We start from the raw sequence: 18,552 nt of genomic DNA on the forward strand, positions 1-18,552 counted from the left end.
GCTGCATCAGGGCTTGGGAATGCGCAGGGTCTTGCTGATCATCAGCGAACCGGACAGCGCGAACAACAGCACCATCGGGTGCAGCTGCCACGGGCCGATCTGCCACTGCCCGAACCAGATGTCCCGGCCGATGGCATCGGTGCCGGCGGCGATGGCCAGCACGATCACCAGCGCCAGGCTGGTGGGAATGGGCGTGCCCTCGAAGTACTTCACCTTGCCCTCGTCACCGGCCAGGGCTTCGGCAGTCACGTTGTAGCGGGCCAGGCGGCTGACCCCGCAACAGACGAAATAGCTCAGCACCAGCCAGTCCCAGCCGCCCTGCATGCCGCAGGCATAGGCCAGCGCCGCCGGCGCCACGCCGAAGGAGATGACATCGGACAGCGAATCGAGTTCGCGGCCCAGGGTGGAACTGGATTTGCGCCAGCGTGCGATGCGGCCATCCAGCGCGTCGAAGATGAAGGCCAGCGGGATCAGGGCCATGCCAAACAGCAGGTAGCCACGCTCGCCGTCCTGCAGGAAGCGCATCGCGGCAAACACCGCGCCGGTGCCGCAGAACGCATTGGCCAGGGTGAACCAATCGGCCAGCTGGAATTCGCGCAGCATCGAGAAATGACGTTTCATGGAATCTCACGGGGCATCAAGGGCCACAGGGTACCGCGACCACCGGCGCGGACAACAGCGCGGCGATGACCGATCTTCACCCGGGCATCACGCCCACTCACCTGCGGTGAATTTTTCGCCACCCATCTTGACAGCCTAGGGGGGTGGCGCCTGCCACGGCTTATCCACAAAGTTGCCCACGCGTAATCCACACCCCCTGTGGACAACCCGGTCGCAGGGGCTGCGACGCTGGCTATTTTCTCATCACCACGCTGCGGGGTTTTCCTACTTCCCAACCCGGGCGCACAGCGCTATGGTCAACGGCGGACCCGCCGCCGCCACGTCCGAGTTCCCCCCTTGACGGACGATGTTGATGCTGGATGCACGTACGCTGGCCGCGCAGTTGCGGCAGCCCCATGGCGAGGCCGCGCTGGCGGTGGGCGAATCGATGAACCGCAGCAACGCGGCACTGAACCAGGCCGCCATCGCCCTGCTGGCCGTTGCCGATCACGAGCAGGTGCTGGAAATCGGTCCCGGCAACGCGGCCTTCGTGCCGCTGCTGCTGCAGGCCCAAGGCAGCCGCTATCTGGGCATTGAACTGTCCACGGCCATGGTCGAGGCCGGCAACCAGCACCTTGCATCGGCGGGGCTGGCCGACCGCGCCGGGCTGCGCACGGGCGATGCCCACGCCCTGCCGGTCGCCGATGCCAGCATCGATGCCGCATTGGCGGTCAACACGCTGTACTTCTGGCCGGACCTGGCCCCGGTACTGACCGAGCTGGCCCGCGTGCTGCGCCGGGGTGGCCGCGTGTGCCTGGCCTTCGGCGATGCCGCCTTCATGCGCACCCTGCCCTTCACCGATGATTTCCACCTGCACGAACTGGACGCGGTGGAGCTGGCCCTGCGCGTGGCCGGGTTCAGTGTGTGCGGCTGGCGCGCGCACCGCGAGACGGCGGCCGGCAATGATGGGCAGACGCGGGACAAGTATTTCCACCTGCTGCTGGCCCAGCGTCGCTGAGCCACCCCGCCGGGCATGGCCCGGCGAGCGCTGCGGCGCCCGACCGCCTCACAGCCGGCTGAACGACCAGCTCTGCATGCGCCCGTCGCGGTACGGCATCACCCCGTGGAACGTCCGCGGGTCGGCATCGAACACCAGCGGCAGGAAGTTGCGGTCGCCCTCCCACATCGGCAGCGTGTCCAGCTTGTCCACGTCCACCCACTCCAGGGTGCCTTCGTGGTTGCCGCCGTGCGGGGTGCCCTCGAAGCTGTCGATCACGAACACGAAGCCGAACCAGTCCTCGCCGTGCTTGCCGAAACCCGGCCAGCTGATGGTGCCGCGCAGGCGCATGGCGGTGCAGTCGATGCCCGCCTCCTCCACGATCTCACGCCGCATGCCGGCGGCCACGTCCTCGCTGGGCTCGACCTTGCCGCCCAAGCCGTTGTACTTGCCCAGATGATGGTCACCGGGCCGGGTATTGCGGTGGATCATCAGCACCTGGCGGCGATCGGGCGACAGCACATAGCCCAGGGTGGCGACGATCGGGGTATACGGCATGGGGCGGATCCGGCGGCGGGTCAGCCCACGATTATGGCCGATCAGCGCACCAGCGACAGGCGTCGCTCGGCCGAAACCGCTGCCGGGCCGTCCGGGTCGCGGCGCAGGGTGGCCACACCATGGCCGCGCTCGGCCAGGTATTCCAGCCACTTGCCCAGGAAGGTGTTCATGCGCATGCGGTGGTTGATCAGCTCGGCCGGCGGCGGGTACAGGCCCATGGTGTCCTGCCAGCGGCGGCCCACGTAGCAGTGGGTAGTCTCGGCCTGGCGGGCATCCCGGTACAGGCGCACATAGGCAGAGGGGTCCGGCTCGCCGGTCACCGGGTCGGCCAAGTCGTAGGTCAGGCGCAGCTCCACCGTGTAGCGGTGGCATTCGATCACGTCCAGGCGCACGTCCAGGCCGTCGCCCACCGAGGAAACATAGCTGCCAGCGGTCAGTTCGGCCGGCGCGAACAGACGCACCAGGTGCCGGTAATTCTCGGCATACAGGCCCATCAGCCAGCTCAGCCGGCTGAGGCGGGGAATGCGTTCGGTTCGGGGCGAGGCGTGGGCCATGGGTCGATCCTACACGTTGGCCATACAACGTGGGGGCTGACACGCGCAGGCCAACCCCTGGCAGCGCCGGGCCATGCCCGGCGAGCGCGAACCGCGGCGATCAACCACCGCCGGGCATGGCCCGGCGCTACCGGGCACCTCCGTCGGTCAATACAGCTCGCGCTGCAGCCCCAGCGTGGCCAGCACCTTGCTGGAAATCTCCTCGATCGAGGTATGGGTGGTGCTCAGGGTCGGGATCCGCTCCATCTGGAACATCACCTCGGCCGCGGCCACCTCGCGCTTGCAGGTGTCCAGGTTGGCGTAGCGTGAGTTCGGCCGGCGCTCCTGGCGGATCTGCTGCAGGCGGTCCGGGTCGATGGTCAGGCCGAACAGCTTGCGCCGGTAATTGCGCAGCCGCGGCGGCAGGCGGTCGCTCTCCAGGTCCTCGTCGGTAAGCGGGTAATTGGCCGCGCGCACCCCGTAATGCAGGGCCAGGTAGATGCAGGTGGGGGTCTTGCCGGCCCGCGACACCGCCACCAGGATCACGTCGGCATCGTCGTAGTTCACCGCGATCCCGTCATCGTGGGTCAGGGCGAAGTTCATCGCATTGATGCGGCGGTGGTAGGTGTCGAAGTCGACCATGCCGTGGGCCTGGCCGACCCGGGCCAGGCGCGGGCTGGCCAGTTCCCGCTCCAGCGGCTCGATGAACGGGGCGAACACATCCAGCATCAGTGCCCCGCTTTCGGCCAGGATCAGGCTCAGGCTCTGGTCCACGCAGCTGTTCACCACGATCGGCCGAACCTGGTAGCGCTCCCCCGCCGCGTGGATCCGGGCACAGGCTTCACGCGCTTTTTCGGGGTCATCGACGAAAGACATTCGGTCGGTAATGAAGCTGAACCCGGTGAACTGAGTGAGCAGGCTATGCCCAATGGTTTCAGCGGTGATACCGGTTCCATCGGAAACGTAGAACACCGGTCGGATGGTCGACATGCGCGCTTTTACCCCCTACGAAGCTTAAAAGGGCCGCCAGCACAAGCTTGTGCCGACGGTGGTCTGCCCGGCATCATATCGACTTCTTCCTACGGACGCGGCCACTCAGCCCGCCTCGGGCGATGGCCAAACGGAGCATCGCGCTTGAACGAGAACATCCTGTGGTTGCACGAACTGCGTCTGGCCGATCTGGCCCGCGTAGGCGGCAAGAATTCCTCGCTGGGCGAGATGATCGGCAACCTGGCCGGTCTGGGCGTCTCCGTTCCCGGAGGCTATGCGACCACGTCTGAAGCCTTCAAGGACTTCATCGCACACAACGACCTGTCCAAGCGCATCTTCGACAAGCTGGCCACGCTGGACGTCGAAGACGTGACCGCGCTGACCGCCGCCGGCAAGGAGATCCGCAGCTGGGTGATCGATGCGCCGCTGCAGCCGCAGCTGGACCAGGACATCCGCAGTGCCTACGCCAAGCTGAGCGCCGACAACGGCGGCGGCGATGTGGCCGTGGCCGTGCGCTCCTCGGCCACCGCCGAAGATCTGCCCGATGCGTCCTTCGCCGGCCAGCAGGAAACCTTCCTCAACGTCACCGGTGCCGACGATGTCGTGCACAAGGTCAAGGAAGTGTTTGCCTCGCTGTACAACGACCGCGCCATCGCCTACCGCGTGCACCACGGCTTCAAGCACGAAGACGTGTTCCTGTCCGCCGGCGTGCAGCTGATGGTGCGTTCGGGCGTCGGTTCCTCCGGTGTGCTGTTCACCCTGGACACCGAATCGGGCTTCCGTGACGTGGTCTTCGTCACTTCCTCGTTCGGCCTGGGCGAAATGGTCGTGCAGGGCGCGGTCAACCCCGACGAGTTCTACGTCTACAAGCCCACCCTGCAGGCCGGCAAGCCGGCGATCCTGCGCCGCTCGCTGGGCAGCAAGGCGATCCGCATGGTGTATTCGGACGTGCCCGGTGAGCGCGTCAAGATCGAAGACACCCCGGCCGAGCTGCGCAGCACCTTCTCCATCAGCGACGAGGACGTGCAGGAACTGTCCAAGCAGGCGCTGGTGATCGAAAAGCATTACGGCCGCCCGATGGACATCGAGTGGGCCAAGGACGGTGTCAGCGGCAAGCTGTTCATCGTGCAGGCACGCCCGGAAACGGTGAAGTCGCGCAGCCACGCCACCCAGATCGAGCGCTTCGCGCTGACCGAAAAGGGTGGCAACGTGCTGGCCGAAGGTCGCGCCGTCGGTGCCAAGATCGGCTCCGGCGTGGCCCGCGTGGTCAAGACCCTGGACGACATGAACCGCGTGCAGCCCGGCGACGTGCTGATTGCTGACATGACCGACCCGGATTGGGAACCGGTGATGAAGCGCGCCTCGGCCATCGTCACCAACCGTGGCGGCCGCACCTGCCACGCGGCCATCATCGCGCGCGAACTGGGCGTGCCGGCCGTGGTTGGTTCGGGCAACGCGACCAAGGTCATCGAAGATGGCCAGCCGGTCACCGTCAGCTGCGCTGAAGGCGATACCGGCTTCATCTACGAAGGCCAGCTGAAGTTCGAGCGCACCACCACCGACCTGGGCAACATGCCGGCGGCGCCGCTGAAGATCATGATGAACGTGGCCAACCCGGAACGTGCCTTCGACTTCGGCCAGCTGCCGAACGCCGGCATCGGCCTGGCCCGCCTGGAAATGATCATTGCCAGCCACATCGGCATCCATCCGAATGCGCTGCTGGAATACGACCGCCAGGATGCGGCCACCAAGAAGAAGATCGACGAGAAGATCGCCGGCTACGGTGATCCGGTCAGCTTCTACGTGAACCGCCTGGCCGAAGGCATCGCCACCCTCACCGCCTCGGTCGCACCGAACCCGGTGATCGTGCGCCTGTCGGACTTCAAGTCCAACGAGTACGCCAACCTGGTCGGCGGCAGCAACTACGAGCCGCACGAAGAGAACCCGATGATCGGCTTCCGCGGCGCCAGCCGTTATGTCGATCCGAGCTTTGCCGCCGCCTTCGCGCTGGAATGCCAGGCCGTGCTGCGCGTGCGCAACGAAATGGGCCTGGACAACCTGTGGGTCATGATTCCGTTCGTGCGCACCCTGGAAGAAGGCCGCAAGGTGGTCGAGGTGCTGGCCCAGAACGGTCTGAAGCAGGGCGAGAACGGCCTGAAGATCATCATGATGTGCGAAGTGCCGTCCAACGCACTGCTGGCCGATGAGTTCCTGGAAATCTTCGACGGCTTCTCGATCGGTTCCAACGACCTGACCCAGCTCACTCTGGGCCTGGACCGCGATTCGTCCATCGTCGCGCACCTGTTCGACGAGCGGAACCCGGCGGTGAAGAAGCTGCTGTCGATGGCCATCAAGTCGGCGCGTGCCAAGGGCAAGTACGTCGGCATCTGCGGCCAGGGCCCGTCCGACCATCCGGATCTGGCCGAATGGCTGATGCAGGAAGGCATCGAGTCGGTGTCGCTGAACCCGGACACCGTGGTCGACACCTGGCTGCGCCTGGCCAAGCTGAAGGCCAACGGCTGATGCCGTAGTGGGATGGGCTGACGTCGTGTTCATCGGCGCCGGCCCATACTGGCACCACACGCAAACCCCGCTACTGCGGGGTTTGTTGTTTCTGGCGTGCGCGCACGCCGTTGCCGTCCCTGCCAAGGAGCCCCCATGACTGCCACTGCCCCACCCGCCCCCGCCACTGCTTCCTGGTTCCACTCGCTGGACTGGGAGCGCCTGCTGGAAACGTATGGGGTTCCGCTGCTGGCCGCCATCGTGGTGCTGTTGATCGGCATGTGGCTGGCTCGCCGCCTGTCCAACGCGCTGCCGCGCGCCACCGCGCGCATGGGCGTGGACCCGATGCTGGGCAGCTTCCTGCGCAACGTGGTCTATGCCGCCTCGCTGGTGATCGTGGTGATCCTGGCCATCGGCACATTGGGGGTTCAGATCACCCCGCTGCTGGCCGTGCTCGGCACCGCCGGCCTGGCCGTCGGCCTGGCACTGAAGGACTCGCTGTCCAACATCGCCTCCGGGGTGATGCTGGTGACCCTGCGCCCGTTCCGCGTGGGTGACGTGGTCACCGTGGCCGGGCAGACCGGTACCGTGCGCGAAGTGCGCATCTTCCAGACCGTCATCACCGGCGCCGACAACCAGCACACCACCATTCCCAACACGCTGATCACCGCCGCGCCGATCATCAACCTGACCGCCGAACCCACCCGCCGCGTGGAGCTGGTGGTGGGCATCGGCTACGAGGACAACATCCAGCAGGCCCGCGACACCGCATTGGCGCTGATGAAGGCCGACCCGCGCGTGCTGGCCACGCCCGAACCGGACGTTGTGGTGTACGAACTGGGCGCGCATGCGATCAACCTGGGCATCCGCTGTTACGTGAAGTCGGCCGACCACTTCGGCACCAAGGTCACGCTGCTGGAGCAGATCAAGCTGGGCTACGACAAGGCCGGCATCAATATTCCCTATCCGCAGCAGGACATGCACCTGTACCTGCACGGCAAGGACGGCGGCGTGCTGGAAGCCGACGCACTGGTGCGCGACAAGCCCTGATTTCCAGGTTCCCGCCGGGCATGGCCCGGCGCTACCGATGCCGGTAGGTGCCGACCGTTGGTCGGCACCTCTGTCAGCATCAGGCCTCGACGGCCTCTTCCAGCACCGGGTAATCGGTGTAGCCCGCCGCTCCGCCACCGAAGTAGGTCGCGCGGTCCGGTGCATTCAACGCCGCGCCGGTACGCAGGCGCTCGGGCAGGTCCGGGTTGGCAATGAACGGCCTGCCGAACCCGATCAGATCGGCCCAGCCCTCGGCCAGCGCCTGCTCGGCGCGCTCGGCACTGTACTTGCCGGCATAGATCAGCGTGCCCGGGTAAACCATCCGCAATGCCTGCTTGAATGCCACCGGCATCACCGGCGCGTCTTCCCAGTCGGCCTCGGCAATGTGCACATAGCCCACGCCCAGCTCGCCCAGCAGGTGCGCAGCGGCCAGATAGGTCGCCTGCGGCGTGTCATCCACCGCACCCTGCAGGGTGGTCAGCGGCGCCAGGCGCACACCTACGCGATCACTACCGGCCACCGCCACCACCGCCTGCACCACCTCGCGCAGGAAGCGCAGGCGGTTCTGCAGCGCGCCACCGTAGCCATCGGTGCGCTGGTTGGCCTGCGAATCGATGAACTGGTTGATCAGGTAGCCGTTGGCGCCGTGCAGCTCCACGCCATCGAAGCCGGCAGCCAGCGCATTGCGGGTGGCCTGCGCGTAGTCGGCGATGATGCCGGGAATCTCGTCCTCGGCCAGCGCGCGCGGCATCGAGTGCTGCACCATCTCACCCACCCCGGCGTCCGGTCCGGCGCCGGTCGGGTCCACGAACACCTTCACGCCCTCGGCCAGCAGCGCCGACGAAGACACCGGTGCGGCGCCATCGGGCTGCAGGGCCACGTGCGAAACGCGGCCCACATGCCACAGCTGCGCGTAGATGCGGCCACCGGCGGCGTGCACCGCATCGGTCACCTGCCGCCAGCCCTGCACCTGCTCGGCGCTGTGGATGCCCGGCGTCCACGCATAGCCCTGGCCCTGCGGGCTGATCTGCGTGCCCTCGCTCACGATCAGCCCGGCGCTGGCGCGCTGCGCGTAGTACTGCGCCATCTGCGCGGTGGCGACATTGCCGGCTGCCGCCCGCGAGCGGGTCATCGGCGGCATCACGATACGGTTGGGCAGGCGCAGCGGGCCCAAGCGATAGGGGGTGAACAACATGGCGGCATCTCGTGCGGGGGACTGCCCACAAGAGTGGGGGTGCCGCGCACGGTGCAACAGACGCAGTCTGGCAAAACAGTTGTGCCGCTCAGGCAAGGATGAATGCCGCACCCGCGGTAGAGTCGACCGTTGGTCGACTATCGCGCGCAGCGCGGGCTTTCATGACGGGTCGGCCTAAAAGCAGTCGACCAACGGTCGACTCTACCCATCTACGATGCGCGGTTACAGCGTCGGCTCGATCAACGCCCCGCCATGGGCAATGCGGTCGTAGCACGCGCGCACCACATCCTCGCCGTACTTCAGCTCCAGCCGGCGCACGATGAAATGGCCACGCGCCATGTCCTGGTAGTAGTCGGTGAACATCGTATTGAGCGTTGCACCCGCCGCCGCGCCGACGATCGGCACCGCCTGCGCGGCGAATTTTTCAGTCACCACCACACCGAAGCGGGCCGCCACTTTCTCCACCAGCTTGGCCAGCAGCTTGCCGGCTTCTTTCGGCGCCACGCCCAGGGTCAGGTCGCGCCCGGTCACCACGCGGCCGGCCAGCTCGGCCGACAGGTGCCGCATCACATCGGTGGTGAAGCCGCGCGCCAGGTAATAGCCGGTTTCGCTGGCATCGTCACGCGGCGAATTGCCGCCCAGTGCAAACACCTCCAGGCAGGCCTGCCGCGTGCTGAACTGCGACAGGTCGAAGCCTTCGCTGCGGGCGACATCGGCTACCGCGCGCATCATGATCGTGGTCGACACCGGCAGTTCGATGAACAGCGCGGCGAAACCGAACGCGCCGCCAACAGCGCCGGACGTGGCTGCCGCCAGCTTGTGCCAGCGGGTCGAGGCCGATTTGCCCGGCGTGTTGCCCATGCTCCACAGCGCCGCCTGCGCAGACTTCGACAGCGCCGCCTCCACCGCGCCATGAATTCGCCCGGAGATCGCCGTCGGCAGCGCCTTCACCGCAAACTCCAGCGGCGTGCCGACCAGGTTGGCCATGCGCGCAGTGATCGTAGGCGCCTCCAGCAGGGCGACCGCCCGCTGCAGGTCGCCCCAGTCCTGGGCATCGTGGGCGATATCGCGCGGCAGCAGGATCGGCTCGTTCATGGAGCCGATCATAGCGCCGGGAAGTTGAACGGATCGTCGCGGGCACGCGGCCCGGCGTTGCTGGGGTCAGAGCCCTTTCCGCTGGAAAGGGATCCGACCCCGCTCAGGCGACCGGCAGGCCCGACAGCTCGCCCATGAACTGGCGGTAATGGCGCAGTTCGGCGATGGAATCATGCACATCGCTCAGCGCGGTGTGGTTGCTGTTCTTGGTCAGGCCCGCGGCCACGCTCGGCGCCCAGCGCTTGGCCAGTTCCTTCACCGTGGACACGTCCAGGTTGCGGTAGTGGAAATACTTTTCCAGCCGCGGCATCTGGCGGTGCAGAAAGCGGCGATCCTGGCAGATCGAGTTGCCGCTCATCGGCGAGGCGCCGGCCGGAATCCACTGCGCCAGGAAGTTGATGGTCTGTGCTTCGGCCTGGCCCAGCGTGGTGGTGCTGTCCAGTACGCGCTGCCACAGCCCGGAACGACGGTGCTGGTTGCGGTTCCATTCGTCCATTGCCTCCAGCGTTTCCAGCGGGTGGTGAATGGCGAATTCCGGGCCCTCGGCCAGCACGTTCAACTGCGCGTCGGTCACGACCGTGGCGATCTCGATGATCGAATCGTTGTCGGTATCCAACCCGGTCATTTCCAGGTCGATCCAGATCAGTCGCTCGTTGCTCGCGCCGTTGTCGGCCATCGTGTCGTCTCGTTGCCGGGCAGGCACGTGGCCCGCCGCAGGAATGGGAAAGGGGCGACCATCATACCCTTTCGCTGCTCAGGCCTCGTCGGCGTGGTTTTCCAGCAGCAGCGGCGGCTTGCCACGCTTGGCGCGGAAGTAGTTGGTCAGGCGCAGGCTGGCCTCCTTGGCCAGCACGCCGCCATGGATTTCGACACGGTGGTTGTGTCGCGCATCGCCCAGCAGGTCGAAGACGCTGCCGCAGGCGCCGGTCTTCGGGTCGCTGGCGCCATAGACCAGGCGTGACACACGCGCATGCACGATGGCCATGGCGCACATCGCACACGGCTCCAGCGTCACGTACAGGGTGCTGCCCACCAGACGATGGTTGGCCAGCACGCGCCCGCCCTCGCGCATGGCGACGATTTCGGCATGCGCGCTGGGGTCGTGGCTGGCGATGTTGAGGTTCCAGCCCTCGCCCAGCACCTGGCCATCGGCGCCCACCAGCACCGCGCCCACCGGAATCTCATCGAACACGTGCTGCGCGCGCTCGGCCAGCGCCAGCGCGTGGCGCATCCAGTGTTCGTCAGCATCGTGCACGGGCACGCCCAGGGAATCGCTCATGGTGGTTCTCGCAGTGAAGACCCGGCCACGCCGGACGGCCGGCATTGTACGCCCCGGGCGCGTGCAGGCCGGGTGGCCGGCCGCTCACAGTGCTAGATTCGACGTTTTCCCAAGGAAGGAGTGCCCGCAATGGGGGGTCAGATTCTGTTCTTCATCTTCGCCACCGTCATGAGCGTGGTGTGGATCCTGGTGCCGTTCGCGATCTTCGGTGTGCGCAGCCTGATGCGTGAACTGCTGGCCGAACAACGCCGCACCAATGAACTGCTGACGCACATCGGTGGTTACCGCATTCCGCCGCCGGCGCCGGAACCGCGCCCGTGGCAGGCGCCGTGAAGCCGGGGTCAGAACCGCGCTCCGTCGGAAAACGGATCTGACCCCATCACAGCGGCGCAGTCGCCTCGAACGCTGGCGAATAGCGCACCTCGCCCTGCGCCATCGGCGGCTGCAGGCACAGGGCCTGGAAATACTGTGCAGGCACCCCCGGCAGGATCAGCCCCGGTTCGGCGCGGAAACCAAACCGACCGTAGTAGGCCGGCTCGCCCAGCAGCACGCAGCCGTGCGCCTGCTGGCTGCGCAGTGCGTCGATGGCGGCCTGCATCAGCGCCGCGCCCACGCCCTGCCCCTGCCGGGCCGGCAGCACGGAAATGGGCCCCAGGCCAAACCAGCCGGCGCTGCCATCACTGACCGCAACTGGCGACACGGCCACATGGCCGACCACCGCACCGTCCTGCTCGGCCACCAGCGACACCGTCAGTTCGCCGCGCGCCCGCAGTGCATCCACAATGAACTGCTCGGTATGGCTGCTGTGCTCGGCCTGGCGGAAGGCGGCCTCGGTCAGGGCGTGAATGGCGGCCACGTCAGCCGGTTGTTCGGGGCGGATGAAAGGCATTCCAGGAACTCCAGGGAAGCGCGCACACGATGGCGCGGCCTGCGGATTCACGCAACCGCAACGTTGGCCGACCTGCGCCCTCCATGTGAATTGTTGATCCACCTCACGAATTGAGACACCCGTCCGCAGGGGGTTCCAGCGTGCAGCCGCATGCGCAAGCCCTTGTGGGAACAGGCATTTCCACGGCGTCGTGTGGACCAGTGGCGTCAAAATCATGACGGAACCAGGCCGAAAGCGGTGGCAGCGTGTCGTCATGGCCTCCCATAATCAAAACTCCCGTCCCCAAGGAAAGGAGACCTGCCGTGCACATTGCGTTGGCGTTCGCGCGCACGGCTGTACATCTGCAGACGCTGCCTGCCGTGTTGCCGCACCGTCCCTGCCCCGCCCCACGGGCGGCCTGAGGATGCGCGGCCGCACATTTCCCTGCGTTGTTCTGTCGCTGCTGATCGCCTGCAGCCCGGAGGCTCTCATGTCACAGGAGTTTGATTCCGCCGCCGCCAACGTCGCCCAGGGAGGGCGCGGCCTGGCAAAGCTCAACCCCGCCCCCCGCAAGGCCTATGAACTGGTCCTGCGGCTGGCCAACCCACCCGGCGATTTCGCGGTGGTCGAAGGGGTGGCCCAGTACGACGTCACCAACGAAGACCAGTGCGGCTACATCGAGCCGGAAACCGGCACCCCCGCGCGCATCACCAGCCAGGAGCCGGTGACCCTGCGCAAGGTGGCCGACAACGAGTATCGCGGCACCGTGTATCTGGACCGCATGCTGGATGAGGACTACTACGGCCGCGGCGTCTGCACCTGGTCGTTCAGCGGTGCCGGCGCCATGCTCAAGGCCACCGGCGCCGACGGCGAAACCCGCTTCCTGTCCTTCCTCGGCGCCGATCCGTTCATCGGTGGGCGCACCGAAACCCGCCACTACCCGCGCGGCGACTACCCGCGCGTGGATGACATGCCCGACTACGGCGCCAGCGGCCAGCAGGACCCCAACCGCTTCCGCGCCGAACTGCGTGACGCCCTGTTCTCGGCCACCTTGAGCGCGCACGAGGTCAGCCCATGACCGTGACCAGCCAGGACTACGCCGCGCTGGCCAGCGATGCCTACCGCGACGAACGGGTGGGCCGCCATGACCCGGCACAGGAACAGCCGGTCATGCTCAATGGCCACGCCTACCGCGTGCTGGAACACGCCAACAACCGCCTCAACGGCTACCAGGGCACCATCTACCAGCGCGTGGATACCCACGAGATCGTGGTCGCGCACCGTGGCACCGAACAGATCGGCCGCGACGGCATCCTGACCGACGGCGGCATGGTGCTGGCCCGGCGCAACCTGCAGGCCAACGACGCACTGGAGCTGACCCGCCACGCCCTGGCCTATGCGCAGAAGGAAGGCCGCGACCTGGGCCAGACCCCCGAAGTAAGCGTGACCGGGCATTCGCTGGGCGGCACGCTGGCGCAGATTTCCGCCCATCACTTCGATCTGAAGGGCGAAACCTTCAACGCCTACGGCGCGGTCAGCCTGACCTACCGCATTCCCGAAGGCGGCCACAACGTGCTCAACCATGTGATGGCGGCCGACCCGGTCAGTGCCGCCTCGCAGCACTTCGGTGACGTGCGCATGTACGCCACGCAGAAGGAGATCGACACGCTGGGCAGCTGGGGGTTCAGCAACAGCCGCTTCCGCGCACTCATTCCCGACAGCGCACTGGGCGCGGCCGCCTCATCGCTGGGCTCGCACAAGCTCAGCAACTTCCTGGGCGACGATTCGGTGTTGAACACCGCCGGCACCCAGGACCTGGCCCGCGACAACAGCCGGATGATCGGTGAGTACCGCAACGAGGTGGAACGCGTGCGCCGCGGCATCACCATTGGTGCGCGTGGCATCACCGGCAACCTGTACGACATCTACGACCACAGCCGCGGCCCACTGCAGCCGGGCGAACCGGCACGGCGGGAAGCCCCGGTGGCGCCGTTGCCGGGCATTACCGAACGTGACCATGCCGGCAATCCACTGTTCAACGATGCCCTGCGCGGCGTACACGCCCTGGATGCACGCGCCGGGCGCACGCCCGATGCGATGAGTACGCAGCTGGCAGGTTCACTGGCAGCGGAAATGCATGCCGCCGGCGGCCAGCGCATCGACGAGGTGGTGATGAGCGGCGATGCCGCGCGCAGCTTTGCGGTGCAGGGCCAGAGTGGCGATCCCGGCCATCTGCGGGTATCGGTGGATACCGCAGTGGCCACCCACACGCCGCTGGAACAGAGCACCCAGCGCATCGAGCAGCAGACCGCGCAGCGCCAGGTGCAGGAACGCGAACAGCAGCAGGAACTGGTGCAGGCCCAGGCACGCGCCCTGCCCTCCTGACAGGCAGCTCCCGCGCCCACGGAAGCCGGACCGACCGGCTCCCGTGGGTGTGGCGTGCACTGACGCAGTTACGGGCTTGCGACCGTCGCAGTGCTGTCGCCGGCCGCGTTGTCGGCCGTCACGTAGACATCCGGGCCCGAATCCGGGAAGCCACCGCAGGCGCGATCGCCGGGCGCGACCGGGTCACACGGCCACTGCCTGCGCGCCACGCGCTCGCGCAGTTCGAAGTTGTGCCCGTTCCAGACCACGAAGGCCAGGTGTTCGCGATTCCAGTCGCTGAACGCGTGCGGGCCGGTCTTCTGCGCCGATTCCGGATACTGCACGTACCAGCGCAGCGCCGGACCGTACTGCAGCTTGCTGTGGTCGAGCAGCACCCGGCCTTCGCGCGCCTGCTGGCGGGCGCGGTCGGCCTCGGTGATCGACGGTGCCGACGGCATCACCTTGGCGGTGACGTCCTGGGCCACGCCATCGGCCCCCATCTGGTACACACGCTGGCTGATGTAGGCCTGCTGGCAGGCACCGGCCGGCACGCGCACCGGATCGGGACGGGCGTCGCTGGGCAGTGCGCGGTCGGCGCATTCGAACGGCGCCTGCACCAGATAGGTGGTGACCGCCGGATCGGCACCTTCGAACGAGCGCACCCAGATATCGCCCAGGCGGGCGATGAAATCCGGCCGCTGGCCGAAGCCGGCCACGGCCTTGAACCACACGCGCTGGCGCACCTCGCGTTCGCGCCAGGCGCGCGGCAGCAGGATGTCCTTTTCCGGCACGGCCACCAGCAATGCGGCCAGATGCGCGGGCAGCGTGCCCTGGCAGGCGCCGATCATCAGATCGCCCTGCGGCGCCAGGCGCCCGGCCAGATCGACCGGGCAACGCGCACCGAGCTGGCGCTCGGCAGCCTGGTCCGGCGGCAGCGGCACCACCGCCAGTGCTGGTGGTGCCGGTGGCGCGGGTGGCGCGACGGGTGCCGGCGGAGCGGCGGGAGCGGCAGGCGCCTCGGCTACCGGCGCGGCAGATGCTGCGGGTGCGACAGGCGCTGCGGGTGCTGGTGCAGCTTCGGCCGCAGGAGCGGCTGATGGTGCAGGTGCAGCTTCAACCGCCTCTGGTGCGGCCGGTGCTACCGCTACCGCAGGTTCCGCTGCCGGCTCGGCGGCCGGGGCAGGCGCCGGTGCCTGTGCCGCCTCGGTCACGGGCGCCGGAGCCGGTGCGGTCTCAGCCGCCACTGCCGGTGCGACTGCCGGTGCAACCTCTTCCGCAACAGCAGGCGCGTCCTGTGCCTGGGCCAGCGTGGCGGTCAGTGCCAGCGACAGCGCCCACAACGGCGCCAGCCGTACGCCGCAGCGCGGGCGATGCGCGGCAGCTCGCCGCGCGGGTGATTCACGATTCTGCATGTTGTGTCCCTACAAGGAAGTTCCATGAAGGCGCCCGCAGGCGCCCAACCCATGCGATCCCACGCCTGTGCCCAGGCGGACCGCGCTTACAGCGATCGCGAGCGCTGCTGTTCCTGCTCGCGGTTGATCGAAGCCGACTGTTCCTGCCGTGCTGTGGCATCGGCCGCCAGTTGCCGGCTGCTTTCTTCCAGCGGCTGCTGGGCGGCCTGCGCGCGTTCCACCGCACAGCGCTGCATGGCCGGGTCGCCCATGTTGCCCTGCACCGCAAACAGCATGCGCCCGTCCGCGCCAGCGACCACGTGGTCAATCTGCTGCAACCCGGCCTTGTGCGCGCCTGCGGCCAGGGCCGCAGCGGCGTTGTCCAGTTCCTGCGGCGTGCGCAGGCCACTGCCCGGCCCAAGCTGCTGCAAGCCGTTGCGCGCGCCCAGGAACAGGCCATGGCCTGCGTGGCTGGGATCGGTCATGTCACGCGCCACCGCGGCGCGTTCGCCCACCTCGCCACGCCCCAGGCGCTCCATCACGTCGGGGGTCAGCTTCTGCTGCCAGCCATCGAAGCGCCGCAGCCGATCCTCCATCCCGTTCATCGCACCATTGATGGCATAGGTTGCCTCGCGCACATCCTCGCGCGCCTGCTCGGGCACGTGCTGCTGCCACTGCCAGACCGCGATGCGACCGGCGTGTTCGGGCTGCGCGGCCAGCTCGGGGTGGCTCAACAGATCCAGATCCAGCGCCTGGCCGGCGCGCGCGTAGGCGTCCTTTCCGGTCAGCGGCAGATAGCCACGCCCGTGGTAGGTCAGCGCATCGCCTGGCGCATCGTTGCCCAGCCGGCCGCCGTACATCAGCTCGGCCAGCGCCTCCGGGCGTCCGCGCAGGGCCTCCTGGCGGGCCGACTCCAGCGCGTCGTTGCCGTTGCGCCACGCCGCTTCCACCGGAATCTGCGAGATGCCCCGGGTGTAGTTGAAGCTCTCGTTCAGACGCGACAGGCCGCGCGACTCGTGCCCCGCCTGGGCCATGAAATTGGCCAGTTCGCGTGGCGAATCGATGCCTGCCGCGGTCGCCTGCCGCAGCAGTTGCGACTCCCTATCCCTCGACACGGTGCCACTCCTGGGTAGTCATCAGCGCGGGTTCCGTCCCGCCGGTTGAAGCTTGGCTCATGGAAGCGTCACCTCTGCGACGCTGGCCGGATCGAAATCCTCGAATCGCACCCGGCCGATTTCGGCCGCCGAGAATTCACGGATGTTGGTCGCCTCGGTTTCGATGTCCACCACCTTGCGGCGCACGGTATCGACCCAGCAGTCCCGCTCCGCCGAGGCATAGCGGAACGTGTAGGTGCTGCTCCAGCGCTGCCGGCTGCCGCCGTTGGTGATGACGCTGAACGTGTCTTCCTCAACCATTGCATACGCAAAAGGGTCGCCGGCCAGGCCACCCCGGGTCGAACACGGCACCAGCTTGTCGTTGCGCGCGGCCAGCTGCCAGCGGCCGCCACCGTCACCGCGCAGCAACAGCAATACCCGATTGGGACCATGCTGGCCGGCCACCAGGCCTTCCGGCGCGGGCTGGTCGATCACCAGCAGCTGATACTGCACACCGTCGCCGTTGCACACGCCCCTGACGGCTTCCAGCAGGTTCGCGCCAGACGGAACGAATGCCAGGGCATTGTCCATGTGCGCGCCACTCCGGTTCTCCATCCCCTCCCACTCCTTCAATGTCATGCCGCCGGTGCCCACCCGCTCCGCGGGCACGGACGCCAGGTCCACCTGCACCGGGCTGTCCGTCGAAACGGATCATAGCCCCGGCACCGTCGCCGCGGCGATGGTGGCAAGCGTCACCCTGGGACGGGACAGACAGAGTCCTCATGGACGTGAACGCTCCTGCATGCAGTGCACCGACGCGTCATGTTTCTGACGCAAAGCGAGCTTACCGCGAGGGCATTCGTTACGTCGAAGGGGTAAGCGCCGAAAGAGCGGTTTCAGTCACAAAAAAAGTGTGACTTTCGCGAAGCGGGTGCGCTGTGGGCGACACGATCAGTACGGCCTGAAGATCTGCTCGGTGCAGTTCTCATACACAAGCGCACACGCGCCGGGCATGTCGTTCTGGCAGATCCCCTGCGCCAGTTCGGCCGCACGCTCCAGCGTCGGGCCGGTGCCGATACCAGACCTGCCATTACCCGTGCGACCACTGGGCACAACCCAGGACATGCATTGATTGAAGTAGGTGACGCTCACCTTGCAGTCGCGAGCACCGCTGTTCGCGCACTTGGCCATGGCATCGCGCTCGGCCTCCTTCTTGGTCAGCTGCCCTGTGGACACGCCTGCGTCCGATGTGGTCTCAGACACCGCCACTCCGCCCCACGTACGGATCCACTCGCCCAAGGGCCGGGGCGGTGGCGAGGCCATCTGCTGTGACGTCGAACCTGCTGCGCCGCCCATGGGCGCACAGCCCTGCACGCCCTGGCCGCCGATGGGATACATGCCCGATGGGCAGCCGCCCTCGGCATAGGCTGCGCCCACGCCTGACAAACCGACGAACACAGCGAAAACGCGCGCGGCGATGCTTTTCATTGATTCACCCTGCTACGAATTCCGCATACACAACGTGGCACTTGCCACCACCGGTGTCCTTGCAGTTTCCGATTGCGTTCTGCGCCACGGTCTCCGTGTCCGCCGCAGTATCAAGCGACCCTTGACCCTTGCCGGAAGAGGGGACAGCAAAGGCAACGCACTGGTTGTAGTAGGTCACCGTAGGCTTGCACCCCTGTGCTCCCTCCGCGGCGCACTTCCGGGTGGCAACAGCCACCGCGCGCTCCTCGCTGGATTCGTTTGCCGAAGTGCCAACGAGATTGGAGGACGGCGATTCCACCACAGCCCCCCAACGTGTCAGCCATTCCCCCAAGGGACGCGCCGGCGCAGCGCTTGCGGCCGGTCCTGCACCGCCGGACGCCCCCGGAATCGGCGCACAGCCCTGCACGCCCTGACCGCCGATGGGATACATGCCCGGTGGGCAGCCGCCCTCGGCATGGACGGCGAAGGCGGCCAGATGCAGCAACAGCAACAGCCCAATGCGCAGAACGTGGACATTCATGACCTTGTTACTCCTTTCATTTGCCGTC

20 protein-coding genes are annotated in these 18,552 nt (G+C 67.3%); 6 read left to right on the forward strand and 14 right to left on the reverse strand.

The window, feature by feature from the left end:
* Window positions 1–6 precede the first annotated feature (6 nt).
* Entirely contained in the window at window positions 7–621 is a 615-nt protein-coding gene (locus C1922_RS11725) for a phosphatidylcholine/phosphatidylserine synthase (RefSeq protein WP_108749915.1), read from the reverse strand.
* Window positions 622–967: 346 nt separating this feature from the next.
* On the opposite strand from C1922_RS11725, the gene C1922_RS11730 reads away from it, so the two are divergent.
* Complete coding sequence (locus tag C1922_RS11730) at window positions 968–1,618, forward strand: class I SAM-dependent methyltransferase (RefSeq protein WP_108749916.1); 651 nt, start codon at window positions 968–970, stop codon at window positions 1,616–1,618.
* Window positions 1,619–1,666: 48 nt separating this feature from the next.
* Here C1922_RS11730 and C1922_RS11735 read toward each other — a convergent pair whose 3' ends face one another.
* From C1922_RS11735 to C1922_RS11745, 3 genes are all read right to left on the reverse strand, one after another.
* Window positions 1,667–2,155, reverse strand: a complete 489-nt coding sequence (locus C1922_RS11735; RefSeq protein WP_108749917.1) for an 8-oxo-dGTP diphosphatase — start codon at window positions 2,153–2,155, stop codon at window positions 1,667–1,669.
* Between the two features lie 41 nt (window positions 2,156–2,196).
* Window positions 2,197–2,709: a DUF1249 domain-containing protein gene (locus C1922_RS11740; RefSeq protein WP_108749918.1), complete on the reverse strand. Its 513-nt coding sequence runs from the start codon at window positions 2,707–2,709 to the stop codon at window positions 2,197–2,199.
* A gap of 147 nt (window positions 2,710–2,856) precedes the next feature.
* Window positions 2,857–3,678, reverse strand: a complete 822-nt coding sequence (locus C1922_RS11745) for a pyruvate, water dikinase regulatory protein (RefSeq protein WP_108749919.1) — start codon at window positions 3,676–3,678, stop codon at window positions 2,857–2,859.
* Window positions 3,679–3,822: 144 nt separating this feature from the next.
* On the opposite strand from C1922_RS11745, the gene ppsA reads away from it, so the two are divergent.
* A complete protein-coding gene (gene ppsA / locus C1922_RS11750; RefSeq protein ID WP_108749920.1) occupies window positions 3,823–6,201 on the forward strand; it encodes a phosphoenolpyruvate synthase in 2,379 nt (792 codons plus the stop codon).
* 135 nt (window positions 6,202–6,336) lie between these two features.
* Complete coding sequence (locus C1922_RS11755; RefSeq protein ID WP_108749921.1) at window positions 6,337–7,230, forward strand: mechanosensitive ion channel domain-containing protein; 894 nt, start codon at window positions 6,337–6,339, stop codon at window positions 7,228–7,230.
* 79 nt (window positions 7,231–7,309) lie between these two features.
* Here the strand turns inward: C1922_RS11755 and C1922_RS11760 are convergent, their stop codons facing one another.
* The 4 genes from C1922_RS11760 to tadA form a co-directional block, all read right to left on the reverse strand.
* Window positions 7,310–8,425, reverse strand: coding sequence for an alkene reductase (locus C1922_RS11760; protein WP_108749922.1), 1,116 nt, complete (start codon window positions 8,423–8,425; stop codon window positions 7,310–7,312).
* A 222-nt stretch (window positions 8,426–8,647) separates the two neighbouring features.
* The gene (locus C1922_RS11765; RefSeq protein ID WP_108749923.1) at window positions 8,648–9,520 is read right to left on the reverse strand and encodes an EcsC family protein; all 873 of its coding nucleotides are present in this window, start codon (window positions 9,518–9,520) and stop codon (window positions 8,648–8,650) included.
* A 103-nt stretch (window positions 9,521–9,623) separates the two neighbouring features.
* On the reverse strand, window positions 9,624–10,196 hold the full coding sequence (gene orn, locus C1922_RS11770; protein ID WP_108749924.1) for an oligoribonuclease: 573 nt from the start codon (window positions 10,194–10,196) through the stop codon (window positions 9,624–9,626).
* Between the two features lie 78 nt (window positions 10,197–10,274).
* On the reverse strand, window positions 10,275–10,799 hold the full coding sequence (tadA, locus tag C1922_RS11775) for a tRNA adenosine(34) deaminase TadA (protein WP_108749925.1): 525 nt from the start codon (window positions 10,797–10,799) through the stop codon (window positions 10,275–10,277).
* A gap of 129 nt (window positions 10,800–10,928) precedes the next feature.
* On the opposite strand from tadA, the gene C1922_RS11780 reads away from it, so the two are divergent.
* Window positions 10,929–11,132, forward strand: coding sequence for a hypothetical protein (locus C1922_RS11780; protein WP_108749926.1), 204 nt, complete (start codon window positions 10,929–10,931; stop codon window positions 11,130–11,132).
* Between the two features lie 46 nt (window positions 11,133–11,178).
* On the opposite strand, the gene C1922_RS11785 is transcribed toward C1922_RS11780, so the two are convergent.
* Complete coding sequence (locus C1922_RS11785; RefSeq protein ID WP_108749927.1) at window positions 11,179–11,688, reverse strand: N-acetyltransferase; 510 nt, start codon at window positions 11,686–11,688, stop codon at window positions 11,179–11,181.
* A gap of 403 nt (window positions 11,689–12,091) precedes the next feature.
* Here C1922_RS11785 and C1922_RS11790 point away from each other — a divergent pair, with 403 nt between their 5' ends.
* Entirely contained in the window at window positions 12,092–12,745 is a 654-nt protein-coding gene (locus C1922_RS11790) for a hypothetical protein (protein ID WP_108749928.1), read from the forward strand.
* A complete protein-coding gene (locus C1922_RS11795) occupies window positions 12,742–14,052 on the forward strand; it encodes an XVIPCD domain-containing protein (RefSeq protein WP_108749929.1) in 1,311 nt (436 codons plus the stop codon). The genes C1922_RS11790 and C1922_RS11795 overlap by 4 nt, the downstream gene beginning before the upstream one ends.
* Window positions 14,053–14,120: 68 nt before the next feature.
* Here C1922_RS11795 and C1922_RS11800 read toward each other — a convergent pair whose 3' ends face one another.
* The 5 genes from C1922_RS11800 to C1922_RS11820 form a co-directional block, all read right to left on the reverse strand.
* Window positions 14,121–14,972, reverse strand: a complete 852-nt coding sequence (locus C1922_RS11800; protein WP_234413302.1) for a hypothetical protein — start codon at window positions 14,970–14,972, stop codon at window positions 14,121–14,123.
* A 557-nt stretch (window positions 14,973–15,529) separates the two neighbouring features.
* Window positions 15,530–16,537: an XVIPCD domain-containing protein gene (locus C1922_RS11805; protein ID WP_108749930.1), complete on the reverse strand. Its 1,008-nt coding sequence runs from the start codon at window positions 16,535–16,537 to the stop codon at window positions 15,530–15,532.
* Window positions 16,538–16,594: 57 nt separating this feature from the next.
* The gene (locus tag C1922_RS11810; protein ID WP_108749931.1) at window positions 16,595–17,131 is read right to left on the reverse strand and encodes a hypothetical protein; all 537 of its coding nucleotides are present in this window, start codon (window positions 17,129–17,131) and stop codon (window positions 16,595–16,597) included.
* 336 nt (window positions 17,132–17,467) lie between these two features.
* Window positions 17,468–18,004, reverse strand: coding sequence for a DUF4189 domain-containing protein (locus tag C1922_RS11815; RefSeq protein WP_108749932.1), 537 nt, complete (start codon window positions 18,002–18,004; stop codon window positions 17,468–17,470).
* Between the two features lie 4 nt (window positions 18,005–18,008).
* Window positions 18,009–18,524 carry a DUF4189 domain-containing protein gene (locus C1922_RS11820; RefSeq protein ID WP_159091958.1) on the reverse strand — a complete coding sequence of 172 codons (516 nt, stop codon included), beginning with the start codon at window positions 18,522–18,524 and terminating at the stop codon, window positions 18,009–18,011.
* Window positions 18,525–18,552: the final 28 nt, after the last annotated feature.

This window comes from Stenotrophomonas sp. ZAC14D2_NAIMI4_7 (genome assembly GCF_003086675.1).
Classification (GTDB): Bacteria; Pseudomonadota; Gammaproteobacteria; order Xanthomonadales; family Xanthomonadaceae; genus Stenotrophomonas.